We start from the raw sequence: 24368 nt of genomic DNA on the forward strand, positions 1-24368 counted from the left end.
TCTTCACGCAATATTTTATTCTTTTAAACCTAACCGTTTTGCAAGTCGGTGCAAATTACCTGTATCGATTTGCAATATTCTTGCACACGCAGCCCAATTTTGTTGATTCGCGGCTAAAACTTGACGAATAAGTTGACGCTGATATCTCTCAGTCGCAGCCTTAAGCCCAAGCATAACACTGGAATTATCTTGCGATTGTCCCTCACGACAGGCCGACTCAGACCTAAATGCTAATTCACTGGCTGGCGTTGCGGCATCTGATGGTTTATCTTCGTCGACTGTTCTGTGTGCTTGATTCATCAAAGAATCGAGCTGAAAATGTTTATCACTTAAGCTGATATAAGCCGTTTTTAGCTCGGCTTTCGCCAACACCGCAGCCCTGTGTATCGCATGCTCTAGCTCACGCACATTACCCGGCCATGTGTATTGCTCTAATAACTGCTGCGCTGCGGGTGTGATATTGATATGGGTGAGTCCTAACTTCGCTTTACAACGTTCAAGAAAAAAACCTGTCAGCATGACAATATCTTGCCCACGCTCTCTTAATGGTGCTACGTGGATAGGAAATACGCTCAACCTATGGTAAAGATCGAAACGAAAGCGCCCTTCCGTTGCCTCTTGGTGCAAAATTCGATTAGTGGCAGCAATAATCCGAGTATTCACTTTTAGGCTCTTATCACTGCCAACTCGCTGTAATTCACCGTATTGTAAAACCCTCAATAACTTAGCTTGCAGCCCCAAGGGAAGCTCCCCGATTTCATCTAAAAACAAGGTCCCCTTGTCAGCGAGTTCAAACTTGCCTTGCCTATGACTGATTGCCCCCGTAAATGCCCCTTTTACATGCCCAAATAACTCGCTTTCGGCGACGGACTCAGGCAGTGCAGCGCAGTTCAAATAGATAAGTGATTTATCGGCTCTGGTCGATTGATTATGTATCGCCGCAGCCACTAACTCCTTACCCACCCCAGTTTCGCCGGTAATTAATACCGATAAATCAGTGCCTGCCACAGCACTTATCTGCTGCTTTAGCGATTGGATCTGTGTGGATTGCCCTATGATCTCCTGCTGACTAGCAGGACGATTGAGCACCTCAGTGCCATTGGAAACTTCAACAACTTGGGATTCTAGCTGTTGCATCAATAACGCAGTATTAAGACTGGCTGCGGCCAGTGCGCTGATCACACGCAACTCGCTATCACTAAAACCATCAAACTGATGAGGGTTGAAACCATCAATGGTGAGCGCCCCAATTAAGCGATCGTTCGCGATTAGTGGTAAACCAATGCAAGCATGTACATGTAAGTTCGCACTATGATGTGGAATTAAACCATCATACGGATCAGGAAGTTCACTGTCGGCCGGGAAACGAACCACATCGCCAGCACGGGCGATAGCCTCTAATCTCGGATGCTCACTAATTTGAAAGCGCCGCCCTAACACTTCGGCAAAGAGCCCATCTATCGCCAAGGGGACAAATTGCTGCTCCCGAAATGCCAATAATGCCGCAGCATCACAATTGACACGCCGCCTGACCACTGCCAACAAACGCTCAAATCTGTCTTGCGTCGACACGCCGACAGTTAAATCTAAGGCTAACTGAGTTAAATCAGCATGGGCACTCATAGCACATCCACAGTCAAATAAAGTCATATTGACAACAGTGTAATGTCAATTTGACCAATATCAAATTGTCATTATGACATCAGCAAGTGATTTAAAATGTTGAAATACGCTAATACCAATAAAAATCAAAACCTTAAAATATTGGCATGGTGAGTGCAATAAGAGATTTAACTAAATAAGCAAGATTTACGTAGCGCATTCATTATTAATTATCACAGGTGTATTTATGACTATTCATGTAAAAAACAATATCCACTGGGTGGGTCAACGCGATTGGGAAGTGCAAGATTTTCATGGTACTGAGTACAAGATAACTAAAGGCACAAGCTACAATAGCTACCTTATCCGTGAAGAAAAAACCGTGTTAATTGATACAGTTGATCATCGGTTTAGCCAGCAATTCTTACAAAATCTTGAAGCTGAAATTAATTTAACCGACATAGACTATATTGTGATGAACCATGCAGAGGAAGACCACTCAGGCGCCCTGACTGCATTAATGGCCAAAATTCCTAACACTCCAATCTACTGCAGTGAAAATGCGGTCGACTCCATTGTAGGACATCACCACCACCCAGAATGGAATTTCATTACTGTAAAGACAGGTGATAGTTTAGCAATAGGCAATGGTAAGCAGCTGATATTTATCGAAGCACCTATGTTGCATTGGCCAGATAGCATGATGACATACCTCACCGAAGATGCGGTTTTATTCAGTAACGATGCCTTTGGCCAACACTATTGCGACGAACATTTATTCAATGATGAGGTTGATCAAAATGAATTAATGGAGCAATGCCTACGGTACTACTCAAACATTTTAACGCCCTTTAGCAGCCTAGTGACGGCTAAAATTCACGAAGTATTAAGCTTTAATTTACCTGTAGATATGATCGCAACTTCACACGGCATTGTGTGGCGTGATAATCCAGCCCAAATTATTCACCAATATTTAGCTTGGGCCGACGCTTATCAAGAAGACCGTATCACGATTTTCTACGACTCTATGTCCAATAATACTCGCATGATGGCCGACGGTATTGCTCAAGGTATCCATGATGTTGACCCCAATGTAGCGGTAAAAGTGTATAACGTCTCACGTCATGATAAAAACGAAATCCTTGCACAGGCATTTAGATCAAAAGGTATTTTAGTCGGCTCATCCACCATGAATAATGTGATGATGCCTAAAATTGCCGCCATGCTTGAAGAAATTACGGGCCTGCGTTTTCGCAATAAAAAGGCGGCAGCTTTTGGTAGTTATGGCTGGAATGGCGGCGCAGTCGATAGAATTCACACTCGTTTGATGGATGCTGGTTTCGAAACCTCGGTGGGATTAAAAGTCAAATGGCGTCCCGATCGTGATGCGATGCAAGAATGCCGTCAGCACGGCCAGCGAATCGCGCGAGAATGGGCATTGCGTCCCCTCGATAGCGCGAATAGTCGCTCTATCATTAATCAAGTCATGTCAAAACCTAGCCAAGCCACCACGGCCAGTCAAACAGCTGAAAATACTGCTACTAATAACGTCCCTGTGACGGCACCGATTGCAACAAAAGCGTGCGAATTAAATGATACACAATCAATGATTTGCACCGTTTGCCAATGGGTTTACGACCCTGAAAAAGGAGAACCTAATCAAGATGTCATTGCTGGCACACCTTGGACTCAAGTGGCCGAAGACTTTCTCTGTCCCGAATGTGGCCTAGGTAAAAGCGTTTTCGCTGTCATAAAAAATGAGGTGACTAATGCCTAAGCCAATCGTCATTATCGGCAGTGGATTCGCGGCATATCAGCTAGTCAAAACACTGCGACGTTTAAACCGCGAACAACCGATTACAGTTATCACAGCCGACTCTGGTGACGAATACCATAAACCAGATTTAAGCCATGTGTTTAGCCTTAAAAAAATGGCGTCAGACCTAATAAAATTGACCGCGACTGAATTTGCACATGAGCAACAAATTGATGTGATAAATCACTGTGAAGTCATAAAAATAGATAAAGTTCGTCAGGTAGTCTGTTGCCATCAAGGACGCGAAATTGCGTACAAAAAATTAGTGCTTGCCACGGGTGCACGACCCTTTATTCCGCCTATAGAGGGGGATGGCGTCGATATCATCCACACAGTTAACAGCTTAATGGAGTATCAGGCCTGCGAAGCAGACATCCATGGCGCGAGGAGAGTACTGGTTATCGGTGCGGGTTTGGTCGGAGTTGAACTGGCAATGGACTTAGCAACTGCGGGTAAGCAAGTGTTTTTGGTCGATCCACAAGCGAGCTTAATGCCGAATATGCTACCCGAAATGTTAAGCCATAAACTGACCGCTGTACTAACGCAGCATAACGTCACAGTGCAATTGCAAACCCGAGTCAGCCAACTGCAACACCAAGATGGCAGTATCTCTGTGTGCCTAGATAATGACCAGCGGTTTATTTGTGATGCGGTTATCTGTGCAGCGGGACTTCTCCCTAACAGTCAACTTGCCCAGCATGCGGGGCTAGAGGTCAATAAAGGTATCGTCGTTAACGAATGCTTACAAACCAACGATGCCCATATTTATGCGCTAGGTGATTGCACCCAAATCAACGGCCAAAATAGGGCCTATTTGCAACCTGCGTTACTGAGCGCCAATGCGCTGGCGAACACATTACTGAACCAACCGACAGCAGTGAATTTTCCCGCCATGCTCATTAAAGTGAAAACGCCACTGTTACCTATGCAGCTCAGCGGTATAACAGTGAATGGCGTCTATCGCTGGCAAGTCGATATTGATGCTCAAGGAAGCTGTATTAAAGCATTCGACGTGGATGAAACATTTATAGGATTTATCGTAACCGAGGATAAAATGCAGCAAGCATTTGGATTGTTAAAGCAGCTAAATAGCCCTAAYGCAGCGCTCATCGCGGCCTAAGAGCACATTAACGAGAATGTTAATATTGTTGTCGCTGATAATAAAAACTGAGTAGAGGCTTTCTACTCAGTTTTATCGTTTCTACTATTATTCAAACATTCGCAACAGCAATAGTTTAAAGACCTAATGCCAGTTTAATACGTTGTCCGTAATCCGCATCGGCTTGAGTAAAATGCGCCACCATACGTTGCTGCACATCTAAACTCGCTTGACTTAATGAACCCGAAATTGTTGCCACTAGGCGCGCTTTCTCAGCTTCAGAGAAGATGCGATACAAATTACCCGCTTGGGTATAATCGTCTTGGTTATAACGACTATAACGCGCCGCTTCACCTTCTAAACGCAATGGTGGTTCGCTAAAGTTTACTGGCTCAACCAAGGCATCAGCAGTGCTGTTCGGGCCATAGTTTGCCGAAGCGTCGCCACCCGTTTGACTGCCATGGTAAGGGCATTGTGTACCCGCCATCGCACCTGCACGTTGATGGTGATTTGCCTTAGCGGCATGCGGGCAATTCACTGGCAATTGGTTGTAGTTAGCACCAATGCGGTAACGCTGCGCATCGGCGTAGGCAAATAAACGCGCTTGTAACATCTTGTCAGGTGAAGCCCCGACGCCTGGGACCAAATTACTAGGTGCCAATGCCACTTGCTCAACTTCAGCAAAGTAGTTTTGTGGCAGACGATTCAGCTCTAATACACCAATCTCAAGTAATGGATAGTCGCTATGCGGCCAAACCTTAGTTAAATCAAATGGATTGATATGGTAAGTATTGGCATCCGCCTCAGGCATAATCTGCACATTAACAGTCCAACGCGGGAAGTTACCATCAGTAATAGCAACCACCATATCGCGCTGCGATGAATCGGGATCAATCCCTTTTAATTTATCAGCCTGTTCATTGGTTAAGTTGACCACGCCTTGCTGCGATTTAAAGTGGAACTTCACCCAGAAACGCTCGCCCTTGGCATTCCACAGCGAGAAAGTGTGTGAACCATAACCGTGCATTTGACGGTAGTTCGCTGGAATACCGCGATCCGACATCAAAATGGTCACTTGATGCATAGCTTCAGGATTCAATGACCAAAAGTCCCACATAGCCTGCGGATCTTTTAAGTTTGTCTTAGGATTACGCTTTTGCGTATGGATAAAGTCTGGAAACTTAATCCCATCTCGCAAGAAAAAGGTCGGCGTATTGTTACCCACGATATCGTGATTACCACGGGCAGTATAAAAACGTAAACCAAAGCCACGTGGATCGCGCTCTGCGTCGGCAGAACCCATTTCTCCACCTACGGTTGAGAAACGAATAAAGGTTTCGGTTTGCTTACCAACACCATTGAAATGGTCGGCAATGGTATAATCGCTTAAATCTTTAGTCAGCGTAAATGTGCCATAAACCCCAGTACCTTTAGCATGCACGATACGCTCAGGAATACGCTCACGGTTGAAATGGGCTAACTTTTCAATTAAATGCCAATCTTGTAATAGCAGAGGACCACGTTCACCCGCCGACAGTGAGTTTTGATCGTCGGCCACTGGGGCGCCGTTTTGGCTCGTTAAGTACTGACTTGTTTGATGTTGTTGACTCATGCCCTGCTCCTTAGTCTTGATTGCTGGTTAACCAGGTTTCAATTAAATCGTAAATGGTGGCCATGGTTTATCTCCTTGGCTGGCGACGTGTTGTCGATAGAGCAAGAATAGAGAATTACCACTTTAGAATAAAACGATTAAACTAGATTTATATAATCTAAAAAAAAGATTAAGAATGAGTTTGGCAAGACAATTAATGAATTACACGGACTCACAGCCAATGGTCCGCTCACATCACTTATCACTTAGGATGCTGTTGAAAAACCAAATAGCTGCTCAGGACAATGGAGCGAAGTGCGGTGCGAGAAAGCGGAGTTAAGCTGATACACTGCCATTAACTGCTGGATAAGTCGGCTTCACGATAAAGCTTAACCAAATAATAAGTGTCAATCAGCACGATAAAAAAGTTAACTAAGGCAACAGGATAAGCCCCAATTGCCACACCGTAGGCCACAAATAAAGCCGCACCAATGAGATTCCACCAGCGCAGTTTCTTAATGTTTGACATCATCAATGATATTGCAACGACCACTGAAGCTAAATAACCAACCCATTCCCAAATTGTAGCGTTATCCATATCCAATCCTTATCTATATATTATTTAAATCAAACGATTGATACGCCATTCACACCACAGGTAATAAGCTGGCTCATTGCATTTAGCGTTTAACGACAGCCGCCGTCATCCGTGAAATACAAGTCAGTTCACCCGCACTGTTGTGGATTAAAATCTCCCATACAGAGCTGCGCTTCCCTAAGTGGATAGGCTTAGCCGTGGCGGTTAATACCCCATTACGGGAAGCCCGTAAGTGGTTAGCGTTAATTTCTTGACCGACACAATAGTACTGCTCAAAATCCACCGCGAAATTTGCCGCATAGCTAGCAACGGTTTCAGCAAGCGCGACATTCGCGCCACCATGCACTATGCCCAAAGGGTTATGCACCGCCGGACTGGCTGGCATAGTGGCCTTCATGTAATCGTCGCCAATCTCACTGATCTCAATTCCTAAAGTCTGCATCAAGGTGCCTTTGCCACCCATACCGGCGTCTAAACGCGCGCAATCCTCTAACGTTACAGCTCTAAACCAAATACTCATTGCAACTTCCTAGTCAATAAAACCAATCAGCAGTTTACTGTGAAGTGGATGAAGTTCAACTAGTTTACTCTCAGCTGGTCACATCAATATCAGCAAAAATAAGGCTCAAACTAACCAAGATTTAACGGTACTTAGCTGACTAAACCAGACAAGAAATAATCCCCACACCACGACTACACTTGGCATAATTAACGCGTCAGCTCCTAGCATCACAGCCGCTTGCTGAATGCAAAATACATAGGTCATTTGCAACAAAATAGCGATAAGCGAGGCGACCAACACTTTGATAAGCAATTAATTTTCTGAATAACAATAATAGGCATCCTAGAACCCCTGAAACCACGGCAAAGCCAAACACAGCATCAACCCAAATTGGCGTCGTTTCATAGAGTTTAATTTGATCTGGGCTCATCTGTGCGAGTGCATCTGGCGTCATAGTCATTTGCATCACAAAAGCCATCAGCCCCATGATATTCCACAACAAACTGAGCGTTGCGACAAAGTAAAACCACAGTGGCGCCTTGATATTCATGGTTTTCAGCGGATTTGAGGTGGTATCCATACTCACTCCTAATAAAAACTGAAAAAAAGAGATAAAAAAGGGATGGTTAACCATCCCTTTGTTTCAGTCTAGCTCACAAATTGCACTTGTGAGTTAACCCCATATACAGGTTAACGGCGACGACGCTGCAAACCAAACAAGGACATCAGTGCTAAACCTAAATAACCTAAAGCACCGCCATCATCTTTAGGCTTTGGCTCAGGTTTTGGCGGCACTACTGGCGCAGGATAACTTAAAGCAACAATCACAGGATCATGATCCGATGCAGAAAAAGCATTTTCAGATTTAGCCAGATCACCAGAGAACTTCTTACCGTATTCAAACAGGCTAGATTCCACTGAGTTGATATGCCAATCTTCAATATCCACTAAACGTTTGGCTAAGCTAGCATTGGCTAAAGCATGATCTAAGTTACCTAACTCGCCGTTATAGCTATAAGAGAAAGTGCTTGCACCGTGGGCTTTCGTGTTCAAGTTGATAAAGCCATAACCTTTTTCAATCTTGCTGCCTTGGCGTTCAAACACTTTGCCGTCGAGCGTCGTCCACGAAGCGGTCAGGATGTCACGCTCTGACTTGCTCGCATCGAAGTCGGTTAGTACACGGATAGGATCCTCCATACCATAGGCATTCATATCACCGATGATCAGTAAGTCGCCTTTCACGTCTTTTAGCGTTTCACCCAAGACTTTGGCTGCAGATACGCGGAAAGCATTACACTTGCCCTGTTGATCGGCAGGATCAACTGACTCTTCAAAGTTAGCCCAATCTTCTAAACAGCCTGAGCCTTTAGATTTCAAATGGTTAACGACTACGGTCAGAGACTCATCATGGATTTTAAAGGTTTGCGCTAAGCTGTGACGTTGATAAGCATCATTGCCAGGGTTAGTCTCAGTTTTACCATCTTTAGTGCGAGTCACGCTGCCAGCACTGGTGTGCTGTTCTGGAGTACCGATAACTTGTGCAGCCCCTGCTAAAGCCACTTTACCACCACGGTATAACATGCCGACAGTAATCGCATCTGTGCCAAAGTACTTGCCGTCATACTTATCAGCATCGGTGATTTCAACAAAGCTATAGGCGTTTTCAGGCGTCTGCTTGTCATTTAGTGCATCGACTAAATCCTTAATCGCACTCTTCTCACCAAAACCGTTGTTAGCAATTTCCATCAAACCGACGATATCGGCGTTCATGGCGGTAATAGCGCTAACGATTTTAGTACGTTGTAGCACCATTTCTTCCAGCGTTAGGGCGCCACGGTTACTGCCTGATGGATTGGTATCGCCACCATCAACATCGTTAAAGAAGTTCAGCACGTTAAAGCTAGCCACGCGCAGATCACCCTTAGTTGCAACACTTGGGGCTTCGGTTCTATCGTCACCACGGATAAAATCACCCGCTGTAATAGTATTAGTCGCCACTAAACGATAAGCGCCGTAGCTATAACCAATCACACCTTGCAGGTTAGTCAGTTGGTCGCCAACACGGATGTAACCCGTTTCCACATTGAAATCAGGGAAGTATGGAATAACACCATTGGCAGGCTTGTAATCGGATTCGATAAAGAGTTGGTTTTCGCGGTTAGATTTAACTAATGCCGTTGCTTCAGCAGAAAGCGCTGGATACAGCTGTGTAGGCTTCATCAAAGGTGCTTGATATGACACTAGCATGTTATTGCGACTACCCGCATAGTCGAAGCTGAAGGTGCGGCTGATTTTAAGATCGCTGCCCGCATCTAAGGCCACATTCATGCCTTCATAGCGCTCTAATGCTTGCACTAAGGTTTCGCCATCGGCCACATAGAAAGGTGCGGCAACAGGGACTTCACCCTTAGCGCCAACATCAAATTTCTTATCGGCTTTAATATCGATTTGAGTTAAGCCAAAGTATTCTTTCACTTTACCCTGCACACACACTTCAACCCCAGGTTGAATCGCTTCAGGTGCAGCTTCACCTAAGAATACAAATACACCATCAGAGGTATACGGTGAGTTATCACCCTTAACTTCTTGTAAGTAAAAACCTTTAAACAAGCTTTCACCACGGGCAGTCACTACGCCACGCACAGTCACTTCGGCTTCAGATTCGAATGCCCCTGCTGGTACAAATGGGCTCGACTCGCCCGCACCTTGTACTTGATAAATAGGCACAATTTTAGCGCCAGTACAGCTAAAGAGCGGCACTTCTGGCTCAGCAGGCGTTTCTAGAGAACCTAAACCAGAGAAGGTATCTTTAGGTAATTGTTCCCACTGGGCGGCATTAAATACTGTATTCGCCACTAACGCATCTAATTTACGTTTTAAGGTAACGTCTAATCCCCAACCCGTTGGCGTCGGCACATCACCAATAATATCGATGACTGCATCATCTTTCATTAAGGCAACCGCATCACCGCCATTAAAACTTAAACTACCAGAGTAACTATCAACCCCTTGAGCAACAGTAATAGTACCGCTAGTATTTAAAATAACTTTTGTCGATTTTGCCGCAATAGTTTGACCACCTAAAGCCACCATATCCGACGCAACAGTAGCACCATCTTTATAACGAACCAGTTTATAACCCGCGAGATCAATTGCCGTATCGCCGCTGTTATACAGTTCAATCGCTTTATTATTTGAGCTACCTTCAACATATTCGGTGATCATCACATCTGCGCTTGCCATCATAGGCAAAGCCGCTGCAACAGCTAAAGAAATAGCCGTTAATTTATTAACATTATCCATATCATCAACCCCATTATTATAATATTGCCGCTAACTTCTATTAACGTGCGAGCGGATTATTTCAGAGTTGAATGCGTAAAAAAAGAGGGCAAGATCGCACATTGCCAATGTAACACATTGATGAGTAACTAATTATAGACACCTCACTGTTCACCTAACAGAACAGAATGATAAATCAAAAGTATTAGCCATGTAAAAACAAACAGTAAGAGCAATACACATAAGCTCAAAGCATTTGGCATCCTGCTTAAATAACAATCAATATTTTAATGTGATATTTTGATGATATTATTCAGTATGCAATACCCAATAAAATATAAGGAACACGGGTCCTTAAAAGGTAATGGATATAATTAAAACTTAATTTAGCATTCATTATTTTGAAATAAACATAACAGTCAAACTGCTAAAGTGGATGATTTATACCCTTGGTTATTGCAGCAGATTAATGTTGATGATGGGTATAAAAATGAAACACAGAGCCAGTCTGAGAACCAACGGCTGTAAGATAGTGAGCTAAATATTAAAACAATAATGCGAATTTTACAGACAAAAAAATACCGCTCATTTAGGAGCGGTATTTTCAATTGCGGCGTATTACACGTCGCAGCTAATCAATTACTTTTTAGCAGGTTCAGCTACTGGCGCCGCAGAAGCTTTCTCGATTGATTTCAACTCAACTTCGAAAATCAACGTAGAGTTTGGTGGAATAGTACCAGTATCACGTACGCCATAGGCTAATTCTGATGGGATCACAAACTTGTACTTAGCGCCAACAGGCATTAATTGCACGCCTTCAGTCCAACCAGGAATAACGCGATTCAAAGGGAACTTAGCCGCTTCGCCGCGTTTATAAGAACTATCAAACTCAGTACCGTCAAGTAAAGTACCGACATAATCCACTTCTACAGTGTCTTCTGCGGCAGGCTTTTCACCCGTGCCTGGAGTTAATACTTCATATTGTAAGCCAGACTCAGTTGTCACTACACCAGGCTTAACCTTGTTTTCTTCAAGGAATTTTTTACCATCTTCGATATTTTTCGCAGAAATCGCTGTTGCTTGTTCCTGACGTTTATCGTTTAACTTTTTATCTAGACCTTGAAGAATGGTTTGCATTTCTTCTTCGGTTAAACTTAATTGGTCATTCAGACCATTAGTGAAACCAGTGACGATCAGAGTGCGATCAACTGGCAGGCCTAATTCTTCTTGCTCTTTGATATGGCCAGACATATAACGACCGATTGAAGCGCCTACACTGTAAGCTTCTTTTTGAGCTTCAGTCGTTAATTCAACATTTGTACTCGTAGCTGCTTTTTCTTCTTGATTACAAGCAGATAGGCCAATAATAGCCAATGCAACTAACGATAATTTATAAATCGATTTCATTAAAGCTTCCTCAGCATCCTCAAGCGGTTACAATAACCTAAGCGTGACAACTTTATACTAGTTATCTCGGTTATACCAACTAGATTCTTTATGGGTTAACAGTGATTAATGTCACTTGATCAAGTCTAAAGACAACAACTTAGGGAGCAAGTTCATGAAGAAAAATCTACTGCTGGTAATTTGCACAGTTTTTCTAATCGCTTGCCACCCCAAAGCAGAAGATATCAGTGTTCTCACAACAGAGCCCAGCTATAGCGCGAGCCTATCAAGTAATGGGCAATTCGCCTTAGTTGCCACTCAAAGTAGTGGAGTTCAATGCTGGGATCTCAGTACCCACACCCTCAAATACCAATGGATACATGGCGATATTAATACTGGCGTCACAGGTACAGCGATTTCTCCCAACGGGATATTTGCAGCATCGTTAAGCAGAGATTCAGTTGCTATGTGGAAAATAGTCGACGGTAAGCCTTTGGGCTGGTGGTCCTTACCTTCATCCGGTGAAAGTGTCGCGGTAGCCGATAATGGCGCACTACTTATTGGTTTAAATGATGGTTCAGTCATGTCGCTTAATGCCGAAAAATCTGCCTTAATCAAGTTCCTTGGACATAAAGAGCGCGTCAATAGTGTTGCCCTCTCTGCTGATGGCCGATTAGCATTAACGGGGTCAAATGATATGCAGGCGATTCTCTGGCAGGCACAAACTGGCCAACCGCTTCATACGTGGACACTCGGCAGCCGTATAACCAAAGTGGCACTTAACGACAGTGGTAGTTTAAGTTTTACCAATGGCAGCACAGATGAAGCAAAAATCTGGGATAACACAAGCGGTAAGCTATTAAACAAGCTGGATATTACCCGTCGTCAAATGAACTTTTCAGCGGTGAGGTTTATCAAACAAGACAGCCAGATATTAACAGGTACGCCAGCGCGGGAAGTTATACTCTGGCAACGTGACTCGGGTAAACAAATTGAAAAATGGCAGGTTGCACTCACTAAAAACAGCCAAAATCGAGGAGCCGTTGTATACTCTGTGGCAATTCGAGATGCCAATAAAGTCGTTAGTATCAGTAGCCAAGGCTTAGTTGAAACTTGGCAGAAATAGAGGTTAGCCATGCAAGGCGTACAAGCACAGATTGAAGATCTAGAAACCAAATTGGCTTTTCAAGAGCTCACAGTCGAAGAATTAAACCAAGAAGTCATCAAATTGAATCGACTGGTGGCTCACCAGCAACACCAAATTCACATGTTAATTGGTAAGTTGCAGGACATGGAACCGAGTAATATGGCGACCCAGGCTGAAGAAACGCCACCACCACATTATTAACACTGACGCTTTAGATGTTAACTTTGATTAAAAAAACAGTTACTGCAAAATATCCAGGGAATGCGATGTTTAAACATTTAATGCCAAAAGAAACCCCAACTCTATTACCCATAGCGTTAGTGGGTGAACCCATTCTAAGGCAGACTGCAATCACAGTGCACCATTTCGATGCAGAGCTCGCGCATCTTGCCGAGCAAATGTCTGCCAGCATGGACGCTGCCAATGGCGTTGGTATCGCAGCCCCCCAAGTTCACAGCCCTTTAGCCTTATTTATTATGGCTTCTCGCCCTAATGAGCGTTATCCCGACGCGCCTAATATGGCGCCTGTGGTCGTGGTTAATCCGCAAATCATTAATGCATCAAGCGAGTTGGTCAGCGGAGAAGAAGGCTGCTTATCTGTACCGGGGCAAAGATTTACGATACAAAGACATCAAGCCATTGAAGTACGCTATCAAAATTTACAAGGCGAGTGGCAACAAACCGAATTAACGGGCTTTATTGCACGGATTTTTCAACATGAATTTGATCACCTTCAAGGGATCACATTACTCGAGCGTTCACTTATGCCAGAACAGACTCAGGCGATTTCAGCCCAATCCATCAAAAAAGGTGAAGCGCAATAATGAAACTGTCCTTCATAACACCTTTTTCTCGCGCATTTATTGCACCAACCTTGGCAATGGGATTGGTTTTAAACTTATCTGGCTGCGCTTATAACAGTATTTTCATTAATTATCCTGCGCAGATCGAACCACTCAAACAAGAACTTAATAGTGCGACTCCCATGGCCGATATCGACAAACTTGCTAGTAATATCAATGGCAATGACGGCTTACTCTATGCCCAAGAAGCGGGACGAATTGCTCAAGTCGCCGGCGATTTTGCTGCCAGTAAAAAATATTATCAGCAAGCAGTAGATGCTTATACCGCCTTTGATGATAAGGCCAAAGTCAGCGTTAGTGACATTGGCGCAACAGCCAGCAGCTTAGTGTTAAACGACAATGCGATTCCGTACCGAGGCCCTGGGTATGAACGCATTATGCTGCACCAATACCAAGCTCTTAACTATTTGTTTAGTGGCGACTATCAGGGGGCTCTCGTCGAAGTTCGTCGCAGTAACGAACTACAGAGCAGCGAGCAAGAACGTTATCAAAAATCACAAAAGTCAGTTCAAGCCATGGCAAACGGCACCATAGATGCCGAGGTTAACAAACTAGGACAAGCCGCGGGCACAGTCACCAGTTCTTTCTTAAACGCTTACAGTTATTACACCACTGGCGTACTGCACGAAGTGCTGGGTGAGCCGAACGATGCCTATATCGATTATCGTAAAGCAGCACAAATCACTCCAGATAACACCTATTTACAGCAAGATCTGGTCCGCCTCGCCAAGCAACTCGGCATGCCACAGTATGATGAGTTTAAGCGCCGTTGGGGCGATGCTAAATTGCCCAATCCCAAAGATGGTCAAGTGATTTTGATGGTCGAGCGCGGCTTTGTGCCAGCAAAACAAGCTCTCACTGTACCTTTTACTATCCATGGTAACTGGCAGACAGTGTCACTCGCTACCTACATGCCAAACAATACTTTTGTGCCAGAGACGCAAGTGCAAGGTTTAGGTACAGTGCTGAAAACTGAACCTATTGCCAATATCGATGCCTTAGCCATCACAGCACTCAAGGAAGATCTGCCCGCGACGCTAGTTCGTCAAGTCGCTAGGGTCTATGCTAAATCTGAGATGGCCTATCAGATTGAGAAGAGTGGTAAACCAGGGAACAATGCTGCCGATATTGGCAGTATAGCGATGCAGATTTTTAACGTAGTAACAGAACAAGCGGATCGTCGTAGTTGGCTGACGCTCCCTAAACAAGCACAGATCGGGCGGCGTTATTTGAGTGCAGGTGAATACACTTTGCAGTTAGACAAAGCGCCACCGGCTAAAATTGATGTTGCAGCAGGCAAAACCACCTTAGTCTGGGCAATTGATACTGGTAATTACACCCGAATTTATTCAATAATCATTTAGCCTAGCGGTTGTGGTATTTGAATAAGACGTGTGTCATTAAGTTTATACAATCACAAAATGGAACTGACTATGAAACAATTTAAACTGATTTTTGTACTGGCTGCCGTTATGGGTCTAGCTGCATGTCAATCTAAAGTCGAATATGGCGATGCCACAGAAGTTGAAACCGTCAATGAGAACTTTGGCTCGACGGATCTACAAGCTATTGCAGCCAAGATGGTTGATAGCATGATGACTTTCCCTCCTATCGTGGCAATAACAGCCAATGACCGCCCGATTTTATTTGTTGACAGCATCAAAAACAAAACCTCAGAACATATCGACACTGAGTCTGTCACTGACTCTATCAGTAACAAATTATTGCGCTCAGGCAAGTTCCGTTTTATCGACATGACTAAAGTAGATTCAGTCCGTAAACAACTGGATTACCAAAACAACACTGGCATGGTTGACCCATCAACCGCCATCAAGTTTGGTCGTCAAATTGGCGCTCAATACATGTTATATGGCAATTTATCTAGCATAGTGAAGCAAGACGGTAGCACTAAAGATGTCTACTATAAGATGACAATGCGTTTAATGGATTTAGAAACAGGCCTTATCGAATGGTCTGATGAAAAAGAAATCCGTAAGATGAAGTCTAAGTCTTTCTTAGGCATGTAATTGTCCTATTGGCACTTAATTCTGCCAAGCAGTAATCTCAAGAAGCCAGCGTTAACGCTGGCTTTTTTTTACATTTTTAACATTGGTAATCCAAGGTAAATAAGGTAGTGTACTCGGCCAAAATACACTGCGATGATGATGCTCAAAATTGGCGCTGGCGCGAGGGATAATTTGCCACAAAGGCAAACCTACACACACGATATTGAATGCAAACATCCAAGCAAAAAACAAATCGTTGAAGGATTTAAGTTGTGAACTTGTTTAAAGCCAGTCTCGTTGCCCTTACCTGTGGCACATTAATGTCGTGCGCAACCCAAAGTACACTCAATACGGGTCCACGTGATGCTAGCGCTTATATTAGCCAATATCAGGCTGCGCTTCGCTCGCAGGTCATCTCCGATATTCACTATGACTTGGATTTTCAGCTCACAGGGGATGCCGAGTTTTCCGCCACCTCCAAAGTGACATTTCAATTAAGTGAAGTGCCAAAACAACTGAGCTTAGATTTAAACAAGGCGCAGATAAAACGCTTTATCATCAACGGTACCGCCATATACCCCAATTACAATGGCGCTTACATCAGCTTAAATACGCGTTTGCTCACCTCAGGCGAAAATACCATTGAAGTGCAATTTAGCCGTGCCCACAGCACCAATGGTGAAGGTTTACACCGTTTTAAAGATCCAATCGATGGCAAGGTCTACCTCTACTCTCATTTTGAACCCGCTGCAGCTCAGCAGATGTTCGCAGTATTCGACCAACCGGATCTCAAGGCTAACTATCAAATTACGGTAACAGCGCCCAAAGACTGGCAAGTCATTAGCTCGATGCGTGAAAGCCAAATCACCCCAGCAGGTGCTTACAATCGTTGGACTTTCCCACAAACACCTAAGCTAAGCCCATATAACTTTTCGATGCACGCGGGCCCTTATCACATGTGGCAAGACAACTCAGGCCGCTATCCTATGCGCCTGTTCGCCCGTCAATCCGTTGCTAATCAAGTCACGGAGCAAGATTGGTTTACCTATACAAAACAAGGGTTAACTTTTTTCGATAATTACTTTGGTATTCCTTATCCCTTTAAGAAATACGATCAAATTCTAGTGCCCGACTTCCTTTATGGCGCGATGGAAAACGCAGGCGCAGTGACCTTTTCCGAAGATCTCTTCCTTCATAAAGCGGCTATGACAGCGGATCAGAAGCAAAATCTTGCGGGCGTGATCATGCACGAAATGGCGCACCAGTGGTTTGGCGATCTCGTCACCATGAAATGGTGGAATGGCTTGTGGTTAAATGAAAGTTTTGCTTCATTTATGGGCACACTTGCGACTCAAGAAGCCACAGAGTTCACCAATGCTTGGCGTACCTTCTACGCTAAAGGCAAGCAAAAAGCCTATGAGCAAGACAGCTTAGTCACCACGCACCCCATTGAAGTACCCGTAGCAACGACTCAGAACGCCTTCGACAATATCGATGCTATCACTTACCAAAAAGGCGCATCAACGCTAAAACAATTACGCCATTTACTCGGCGACATGGTGTTTCGTCGTGGCGTCAGTAACTATTTAAAACAATACAGTTATCAAAACGCTGAGTTAGACGATTTTATCAATAGCCTAGGGAAAGCCGCTGGCCGCGATTTAAGTGCATGGACTCAAGAATGGCTCTACAGCGCGGGCGTTAACACCATCAAGGCGGAATATCGTTGTGAGGGCAACCGAATCAGCAAATTTAGCCTACGACAGCTCCCTGCAAGCGCAGAACTACCCACATTACGTGAACAAAAAGTCCAAGTGGCTCTATTTACCCAAGGTCGCTTTGATCTGCGAAATGACATTACAGTGCCAGTGACTTACAAAGGCGAGCGTACCGAAGTTAAACAACTGATTGGTGAGCGCTGCCCAGACCTAGTCTATCCAAACTTTGATGATTGGGGCTTTGTGAAAGTCGAGCTTGATGACAAGTCATTTAATACCGCAAAACAACAACTGAGTAATATTTCCGATCCACTACTGCGATCTATGCTGTGGCAAAGTCTGTGGGACAGCGTCCGCGAAGGTAAATTGAGCTTAGATCAATACCTAAGCACAGTGTTTGTTAACGCGCCAGCTGAGACGGACTACACGATTGTTGGTCAGATCATCGATAGCATGTTGCGCTCGAAGGAATATCTCGCTCAGATCGCCCCTATTCAGCAAAACTACGCTGAAAATGCAATTAAAGGCTTAAGCCAAATGAGTCTGAGAAAAGCAATGGAAAATAAAGGCGATAATGACTTCCAACGGATCTGGTTCAATGCCTATGTCAGTTTAGCAAGCGACAGAGATTCACTGCGTCATTTAGCGCAACTCATTGACGGTGAAACAAAAATCAAGGGATTAACCTTAGATCAAGATTTACGATGGGCAATCATCACCCAGCTTAATCGCTATGATTTTCCTAACGCGCTGCAGCGCTTAACCAAAGAAGCTGCCAAGGATAATTCAGACTCTGGTGAAAAAGCGGCACTTGCGGCACAAGTGATCCGCCCTGAAGCGGCCGCAAAACGTCGTTGGTTAAGTAAAGTCCATCTAGACAGCCTGCCTTTCTCCAAACAGCGGATTATTATGCAAAATCTTTATCCTGCTGAGCAAAAACTATTAAGCGCAGCTACAGCGGAAGAGCGTCTGACGAGCTTAATGGATATGGACAAAAAAGGGCCAGTATTTATGCGTAATTATAGCCATTTCCTCATCCCAACCGATTGTAATTACACTAGCATAGCGGCATTGGACAAAGTACTTGATCGCCAAACTGGGCTATCTAACCTTACCCGCCGTAATCTACTGGAAACCCGTCAAATAGAGCAGCGTTGTGTGCTGATCAAAAATAAGATGACCCACTAATATTTAGGTCATTTTAAAATGAACAAGGGGCTCCTAGGAGTCCCTTTTTTATGCTCTGTTACAGATGAGTCTTAAACTTGAACCAGCACACAAGATGCTACCTGCGCGAAATTAAGCTCACTAACCTTTGATATAAACAAGCCAGCATTCTGAATAATGAATTAATCACACTCACAACCAGAGACATATTTAATTAAATTGTTAGCTTGAGCTTATGTATTTTAACGGCTTACTGACGATAACTAATGTTATTTATCACCTGTAAAATATTATTCATCTCTTCAGTTTAGTCTGCTAAGTTCCATCCGTTCATCAAATAAACAACCGCTGACGCAATCGTTATTGATATAAAAATCATGTAATTATTAAATTCATAAATTATGGGCGTCACTTCTAAATTTATTACTATAATTCTTCAATGATTTAATGTTTTGCCCCGTACTGCCGCTATACTAAAACAACGTTAGAGAGCTAACGGAATATAAAGGATATAGATTATGCGATCGACACTCAAAACGCGGCTGCTGTTTAGCAGTCTTTCCGCTGTACTGATCACTATTGCTGTACTCGTAAGTATCTCTAGTTATTTCATTAGAAATAATGCGTTAGAAAACACCCAACATGAAATTGACCAACTGGCGAATACCTTTTCATCCGGCATAGGTCAGTGGATGCAAGACAGAAAAATGGCCATTACGAGCCTAAAGCAAACCATTGAAGCCGATCCTAGTACCAACGTTACCCCTCATTTGTTGCAAGCGCATACTGCGGTTGACTTTGCCCTCACTTACTATGGTGACGAGCAAGGCAACATGTATCGCCAAGATCCGTCGCTGAATACCGCAAATTATGATCCCCGCGTTCGCCCTTGGTATATGGATGCTAAAACGGCGGGTAAAATGATCATGACGGCGCCCTACGTCAGCGCCACATTGAAAAAACAAGTCGTAACTATAGCTGAACCTGTGATGAGCTCAGGCCAGCTCATAGGCGTAGCGGCTGCAAACTTAACCATAGATCAGTTAACAGATGCAGTGCAGCGCCTCCAAGTACCAGGCAAAGGTTACACTCTGATGGTCGATAATGCAGGGCTCATTATTAGTCATCCCAATAGCCAGCTAAATACTCAACAACTCACTAAAATCGATAGTAATTTTAGTAATAACTGGTTATCACAGCGCACTAATGCCAATACGATGGAAGAGCGAAACCTCGATGGTGCCACTAAGTTAGTCTATGTTGCGGCAATACCCTCAACAGACTGGGCGCTGATTTTCGTAATGGATAAGCAAGAAATCATGTCACAGGCAACCGATCTTGCTTGGTGGATGTCAGCCGTAGGTGTTGCACTATTGGTGCTGTTTGGTTTGATTTTAATCGCCATCTTTAAAATTCAATTCAAAGATCTCGAACGCGTTGCCCAAGCACTCAATGATATTGCCGAGGGCGATGGCGATCTCACTGTGCGCATTCATACTGCCAACAGTCACGATGAAATTGGTATGTTAGCTTCGGGTTTTAACCGCTTTGTAGAACGTCTACACGGTATGATTTCCCGCATGCACAAGATTGCGGGTCAATTGGAATATCAAGCCAAAGGAAGTAGTGCGTCGGCAACGGATAACAGTCAGCGCATTGAAGTACAGCAAGATGAAGTGACTATGGTTGCCACTGCGGTGACCGAAATGGCCAGCGCCACCGAGGAAATTGCCAGTAATGCGGAGCATACAGCGCAGACCGCTCAAAATGCGGTCGGACTTTCAAACCATGGCCATAAACAGGTAATGCAAAGCCAGCAATCTATCCGTAATTTAGCCAGTGAAGTCGAAACTGCAGGGCGAATTATCGGTGAACTGAACGAGCACTCACAAAAGATCAACAGCATTTTGTTGACCATTAGTGGCATCGCAGAGCAAACCAACTTACTTGCACTCAATGCAGCCATTGAGGCGGCACGTGCAGGAGAACAAGGTCGTGGCTTCGCTGTAGTTGCTGATGAGGTGCGTGTACTGTCACAACGTACGCATTCATCGACACAAGAAATTCAAGCGATGATCGAAACCCTACAACAAACCGCAGGCAAAGCCGTTAAGTCTATGACTCAAAGTCATGAAATGGCAGAAACCAGTGTGGCCGATGCTAATTCAGCCAGTGAAAGTCTGTTGCAAATCAGCAAAGCCATTAATGATATTTCAGATATGGCGAGCCAAATTGCCACTGCAGCCGAGGAGCAAACCTCAGTCACCAGCGAAATCAACCGTAATACAGAGTCGATTCGTGAAGTGTCAGAGAATCTCTCGATTGAGGCACAAACGTCTATGGTCCAAGCTCAAGAGCTCGCCCATTTAGCCGCATCATTGCAGCAGGAAGTTAATCGCTTCAAACTGTAATCAAAAGCCTTATTTTATATAAAGATTACATCAACAGTTCCATACAATAATGCCCGCAAGTGTCAGTGACATTTGCGGGCATTTCTTTACATATTATTTCTTTATAGACTTACAATGGCTTACCTAAAGCAAGCTTAAATGATCTTCATCGCTTTATTTTCAGGAATATTGGCCTCAGGTCGAAGCTCAGCATGTACGTTTCTTAATCCTTGATAACCCATTTCAATTCGATTTCCGCCATTCTTTTTAGCTTTATACATAGCGGCATCGGCACAGGAAATAAGCTGTTTCTCATTTTCACCGTGCTCTGGATACAGAGCAATACCGATACTCGGCAGAATATGGATCTGCTGTTCGGCAAGCTCGAAGGGGTGCTCGAATACTTGCAATATTTTTTGCGCGGCCAGCAGGGTATTATGTGCTGAATCAACTCGCTCAAGTAAGATGACAAACTCATCCCCCCCAAAACGCGCAACGGTATCTGAGCCCCTCACACAACTGACTATTCGCTGCGCTGTCACTTGCAGTAATAAATCGCCCACGCTATGACCAAAAGTATCGTTAACCCACTTAAATTTATCTAAGTCTAAATAAAGCAAAGAGAAATAACTTGATTCCCTATGGGCTCGAGATAGCGCCTTTTGAAATCTATCGTAAAAAAGCTCACGATTGGGTAACAAGGTTAACTGATCATAAAGTGCAATATGCTCTAATCGCGCGAGCATTTGTCGACGCTCAATCGCAAAGGCTATTTGCGTAGAAACAAACTCCAATAACTCACGGTCTTGATGTGTATATGAAGCCGAAGTGGGCAAGCTATGCATAATCAAAGCGCCGATAACGCCTTTCTGTAGCTTTAGCGGCACACCCAGCCAACTTAAACAGCCATTACCCAAATCTTCACGAATCGCTTGGGGATAATCAGTTAAGGTCACGGGACACAGGAGTAAAGACTCAGCACTGCGGATCACTTGGTCAGTGAACACACTGAAACTTGCAATATCGATAAGCGAATCCTCGCCAGTAGCGGCTTTATAAGGAAAACTTAATTCATTTAAATCTTGATCGTACAATGCAATAGCAAAGTTTGCTGCAGGCAATAATTTAGCAATAATTTCATGAATTCTACGATATAGGGCTAGCAAGTCCTCAGCGACATGCACAGCCTCTGAAATCTCATATAAGGCTGCTTGTCTACGTTCGGCATTTTTGCTCTTAGAAATATCTCTAGCGACTGCGACACGTTGTTGATAAGCATCGGACCAACGTGCAGACCAAAGAATATCGACGATAACACCATCTTTACGCACATAACGGTTTTCAAAATCGACTTTAAAGCGACCAGCCATAATTTCATTGGCCGTTGCGAGAGTGCGTTCCCTATCCTCTGGAATGACAAGATCTAGCATCTGCATACCCATCATTTCTTCTGGGGTATAGCCAAAAATACGTTCTGCCCCAGCACTCACAAATTCAAACCTCCCCGTTTTATCGACGACACAAATAGCATCCAAGAGAAGGTCGATAAAATTGCTTAAGGAAGTGTAGCCATCATTATTCACGTAATTCTCCAATAAACGTCCGTCTTTGGCTAAGTCCTAAGTTTGATCATAAGCATAAAAATAATAATAACGCACTATTAGAGTAGGTTAATTTTCAATGTCATTCCAGAGTTGGCTAAGTTAAGTCCGACTTTTACAGAGTTAAATTCAAACACAATACTTAAGGCCATCGGTGGCACTATTTGACTCTGGACGACAGATATCGGCACAATGCCCTAAAATGTTGGTCAACATCAGGGCGCAGCTTTGGTATGCGCAAATCGCATTAAAGGAATTTATTTTTGGACCGATTGTGCTCTCCGTTACATCAACCCAACCATTTTCGCCTTGGGCTTGCCATGTGGTCGCACTCGAATTGGCAAGAAAGTGTGTATGGTCACGGAACTAAACAAGCGGAGCGACTCGCCCGTTACGCGACAATATTCAATACTGTCGAAGGGAACACCAGCTTCTACGCAACGCCTGCACAGCAAACGGTAATGAATTGGCACAGTGCCACGCCAGAAAACTTTCGTTTTACCTTCAAACTACCGCAAACCATCACTCACCAAAGATTATTGCAACACTGCGGCCAAGAATTGAAAGATTTTTTCCAGATAATGACACCATTAATCGATAAAACAGGGATCTGGAAAATTCAACTGCCCGCCCATTTCGGCCCAGAGAACTTGCCTGCGTTAGCGCAATTTCTAGATCAAATCCCCCAAGGGTTAACCTATGGCGTCGAAGTCAGGCATGCTGCGTTTTTTGCTAAGGGAGATGCCGAGCGTGCGCTTAATCGATTACTCATCGATAAAAAAGTGAATCGCATCATCATGGACAGTAGGCCCTTGTTTGCACTGCCGCCCTGCAATGTCGCGATTATCGACGCTCACAAGAAAAAACCTCGAGTGCCAGTGCATGCAATTGCCACCGCCAATAATCCAGTGGTGCGCTTTATCGGCCAACCAGACGATGCCGTCGCACAACTCGCACAGCAAGGCGTTGCTGTTTTACCTAAGGATAACGATACCTTTTTTGATAATTGGCTCACCCAACTCCCGCAGTGGCTCGCAGAAGGTCGTGAACCCTATCTGTTTATCCATACTCCCGACAATGAAGCCGCGCCTGAACTGGCCATCCGTCTCTATCAAAAATTGCGCAGCCAAATTGCAGCGCAAATTCACCTCACCGAGCTAAGACTACTTGATAAAAAACCTGAGGAGACAAGCACGCAGCTGGGACTTTCTTGGTAAAACGGACGCTAAGTAAAATGGACGTAAGAAGAAACCCACGGCAAACTCGCCGTGGGTATATACCCAAACAACCTGAAGATGCAGGATTCAGCGGGAATTTAACGCACTTTAGGCAAGGCCATTTATTGCTCCTGCATAAATGGCATTCACGCCATATATGGACCCATCCGGTTTGCAAGACATTCGATAGCGATTATGAGAAGAGTTCATTGCACCCATATATTCGGCCTGTTATTGAGGTATGCCTCTGGCCCTGATGGATATCTGCTTCTACTGTCCTTATCATCCTTGCGGCTTCATTATGAGCCTATGGCGAGCTAAGGTTTTCAGTAGATCAGTCTGACTGTCTCATCATCAAATCAATTGTCATAGCAACTTGCTGG

17 protein-coding genes and 1 pseudogene are annotated in these 24368 nt (G+C 44.2%); 10 read left to right on the plus strand and 8 right to left on the minus strand.

The window, feature by feature from the left end:
* Nucleotides 1-15 precede the first annotated feature (15 nt).
* Nucleotides 16-1623 (minus strand): nitric oxide reductase transcriptional regulator NorR, encoded by a 1608-nt coding sequence (gene norR / locus L5M29_RS12785; RefSeq protein WP_263168103.1) that lies wholly within the window; start codon nucleotides 1621-1623, stop codon nucleotides 16-18.
* 226 nt (nucleotides 1624-1849) lie between these two features.
* Here norR and norV point away from each other — a divergent pair, with 226 nt between their 5' ends.
* Nucleotides 1850-3379 (plus strand): anaerobic nitric oxide reductase flavorubredoxin, encoded by a 1530-nt coding sequence (gene norV / locus L5M29_RS12790; RefSeq protein WP_263168105.1) that lies wholly within the window; start codon nucleotides 1850-1852, stop codon nucleotides 3377-3379.
* Nucleotides 3372-4538, plus strand: coding sequence for an NADH:flavorubredoxin reductase NorW (gene norW, locus L5M29_RS12795; protein ID WP_263168107.1), 1167 nt, complete (start codon nucleotides 3372-3374; stop codon nucleotides 4536-4538). Before norV ends, norW begins: the two co-directional genes overlap by 8 nt.
* A gap of 115 nt (nucleotides 4539-4653) precedes the next feature.
* Here the strand turns inward: norW and katB are convergent, their stop codons facing one another.
* The 6 genes and pseudogenes from katB to fkpA all read right to left on the minus strand — a co-directional run bounded on the left by katB (nucleotide 4654) and on the right by fkpA (nucleotide 11897).
* Nucleotides 4654-6129 (minus strand): catalase KatB, encoded by a 1476-nt coding sequence (gene katB / locus L5M29_RS12800; RefSeq protein WP_173246491.1) that lies wholly within the window; start codon nucleotides 6127-6129, stop codon nucleotides 4654-4656.
* Nucleotides 6130-6463: 334 nt separating this feature from the next.
* Nucleotides 6464-6706 carry a YgjV family protein gene (locus L5M29_RS12805; protein ID WP_028761593.1) on the minus strand — a complete coding sequence of 81 codons (243 nt, stop codon included), beginning with the start codon at nucleotides 6704-6706 and terminating at the stop codon, nucleotides 6464-6466.
* 82 nt (nucleotides 6707-6788) lie between these two features.
* Nucleotides 6789-7226 (minus strand): PaaI family thioesterase, encoded by a 438-nt coding sequence (locus L5M29_RS12810; protein ID WP_028761594.1) that lies wholly within the window; start codon nucleotides 7224-7226, stop codon nucleotides 6789-6791.
* Nucleotides 7227-7331: 105 nt separating this feature from the next.
* Nucleotides 7332-7788, minus strand: a pseudogene (locus L5M29_RS12815) (hypothetical protein).
* A gap of 110 nt (nucleotides 7789-7898) precedes the next feature.
* Nucleotides 7899-10511, minus strand: coding sequence for an extracellular exonuclease ExeM (exeM, locus tag L5M29_RS12820; protein WP_263168110.1), 2613 nt, complete (start codon nucleotides 10509-10511; stop codon nucleotides 7899-7901).
* 618 nt (nucleotides 10512-11129) lie between these two features.
* A complete protein-coding gene (fkpA, locus tag L5M29_RS12825) occupies nucleotides 11130-11897 on the minus strand; it encodes an FKBP-type peptidyl-prolyl cis-trans isomerase (protein ID WP_105250047.1) in 768 nt (255 codons plus the stop codon).
* 154 nt (nucleotides 11898-12051) lie between these two features.
* On the opposite strand from fkpA, the gene L5M29_RS12830 reads away from it, so the two are divergent.
* The 7 genes from L5M29_RS12830 to L5M29_RS12860 all read left to right on the plus strand — a co-directional run bounded on the left by L5M29_RS12830 (nucleotide 12052) and on the right by L5M29_RS12860 (nucleotide 21188).
* A complete protein-coding gene (locus tag L5M29_RS12830) occupies nucleotides 12052-13002 on the plus strand; it encodes a WD40 repeat domain-containing protein (RefSeq protein ID WP_263168112.1) in 951 nt (316 codons plus the stop codon).
* Nucleotides 13003-13011: 9 nt separating this feature from the next.
* A complete protein-coding gene (locus tag L5M29_RS12835) occupies nucleotides 13012-13224 on the plus strand; it encodes a SlyX family protein (RefSeq protein ID WP_006080410.1) in 213 nt (70 codons plus the stop codon).
* Nucleotides 13225-13289: 65 nt separating this feature from the next.
* Nucleotides 13290-13847 (plus strand): peptide deformylase, encoded by a 558-nt coding sequence (gene def, locus L5M29_RS12840; RefSeq protein ID WP_263163753.1) that lies wholly within the window; start codon nucleotides 13290-13292, stop codon nucleotides 13845-13847.
* Nucleotides 13847-15250, plus strand: a complete 1404-nt coding sequence (locus L5M29_RS12845) for a COG3014 family protein (RefSeq protein WP_263168114.1) — start codon at nucleotides 13847-13849, stop codon at nucleotides 15248-15250. The genes def and L5M29_RS12845 overlap by 1 nt, the downstream gene beginning before the upstream one ends.
* Nucleotides 15251-15319: 69 nt before the next feature.
* Entirely contained in the window at nucleotides 15320-15913 is a 594-nt protein-coding gene (lpoB, locus tag L5M29_RS12850; RefSeq protein ID WP_173246506.1) for a penicillin-binding protein activator LpoB, read from the plus strand.
* A 251-nt stretch (nucleotides 15914-16164) separates the two neighbouring features.
* A complete protein-coding gene (gene pepN / locus L5M29_RS12855; RefSeq protein WP_263168116.1) occupies nucleotides 16165-18798 on the plus strand; it encodes an aminopeptidase N in 2634 nt (877 codons plus the stop codon).
* Nucleotides 18799-19295: 497 nt separating this feature from the next.
* On the plus strand, nucleotides 19296-21188 hold the full coding sequence (locus tag L5M29_RS12860) for a methyl-accepting chemotaxis protein (protein WP_263168118.1): 1893 nt from the start codon (nucleotides 19296-19298) through the stop codon (nucleotides 21186-21188).
* 134 nt (nucleotides 21189-21322) lie between these two features.
* Here the strand turns inward: L5M29_RS12860 and L5M29_RS12865 are convergent, their stop codons facing one another.
* Complete coding sequence (locus L5M29_RS12865) at nucleotides 21323-22750, minus strand: GGDEF domain-containing protein (RefSeq protein ID WP_212601310.1); 1428 nt, start codon at nucleotides 22748-22750, stop codon at nucleotides 21323-21325.
* A gap of 281 nt (nucleotides 22751-23031) precedes the next feature.
* Between L5M29_RS12865 and L5M29_RS12870 the strand changes: the two genes are divergently transcribed.
* Complete coding sequence (locus tag L5M29_RS12870; protein WP_263168119.1) at nucleotides 23032-23985, plus strand: DUF72 domain-containing protein; 954 nt, start codon at nucleotides 23032-23034, stop codon at nucleotides 23983-23985.
* Nucleotides 23986-24368 lie beyond the last annotated feature (383 nt).

Source organism: Shewanella sp. SM95, from assembly GCF_025653595.1.
GTDB classification, from domain to species: domain Bacteria; phylum Pseudomonadota; class Gammaproteobacteria; order Enterobacterales; family Shewanellaceae; genus Shewanella; species Shewanella oncorhynchi.

Excerpts from the sequence above, each read along its gene's own strand:
- katB (WP_173246491.1), bottom strand. The coding sequence starts at position 6,129 with ATGAGTCAACAACATCAAACAAGTCAGTACTTAACGAGCCAAAACGGC.
- L5M29_RS12810 (WP_028761594.1), bottom strand. The coding sequence starts at position 7,226 with ATGAGTATTTGGTTTAGAGCTGTAACGTTAGAGGATTGCGCGCGTTTA.
- exeM (WP_263168110.1), bottom strand. The coding sequence starts at position 10,511 with ATGGATAATGTTAATAAATTAACGGCTATTTCTTTAGCTGTTGCAGCG.
- norR (WP_263168103.1), bottom strand. The coding sequence starts at position 1,623 with ATGAGTGCCCATGCTGATTTAACTCAGTTAGCCTTAGATTTAACTGTC.
- lpoB (WP_173246506.1), top strand. The coding sequence starts at position 15,320 with ATGAAACAATTTAAACTGATTTTTGTACTGGCTGCCGTTATGGGTCTA.
- L5M29_RS12860 (WP_263168118.1), top strand. The coding sequence starts at position 19,296 with ATGCGATCGACACTCAAAACGCGGCTGCTGTTTAGCAGTCTTTCCGCT.
- L5M29_RS12830 (WP_263168112.1), top strand. The coding sequence starts at position 12,052 with ATGAAGAAAAATCTACTGCTGGTAATTTGCACAGTTTTTCTAATCGCT.
- def (WP_263163753.1), top strand. The coding sequence starts at position 13,290 with ATGTTTAAACATTTAATGCCAAAAGAAACCCCAACTCTATTACCCATA.
- L5M29_RS12845 (WP_263168114.1), top strand. The coding sequence starts at position 13,847 with ATGAAACTGTCCTTCATAACACCTTTTTCTCGCGCATTTATTGCACCA.
- norV (WP_263168105.1), top strand. The coding sequence starts at position 1,850 with ATGACTATTCATGTAAAAAACAATATCCACTGGGTGGGTCAACGCGAT.
- L5M29_RS12835 (WP_006080410.1), top strand. The coding sequence starts at position 13,012 with ATGCAAGGCGTACAAGCACAGATTGAAGATCTAGAAACCAAATTGGCT.
- L5M29_RS12805 (WP_028761593.1), bottom strand. The coding sequence starts at position 6,706 with ATGGATAACGCTACAATTTGGGAATGGGTTGGTTATTTAGCTTCAGTG.
- fkpA (WP_105250047.1), bottom strand. The coding sequence starts at position 11,897 with ATGAAATCGATTTATAAATTATCGTTAGTTGCATTGGCTATTATTGGC.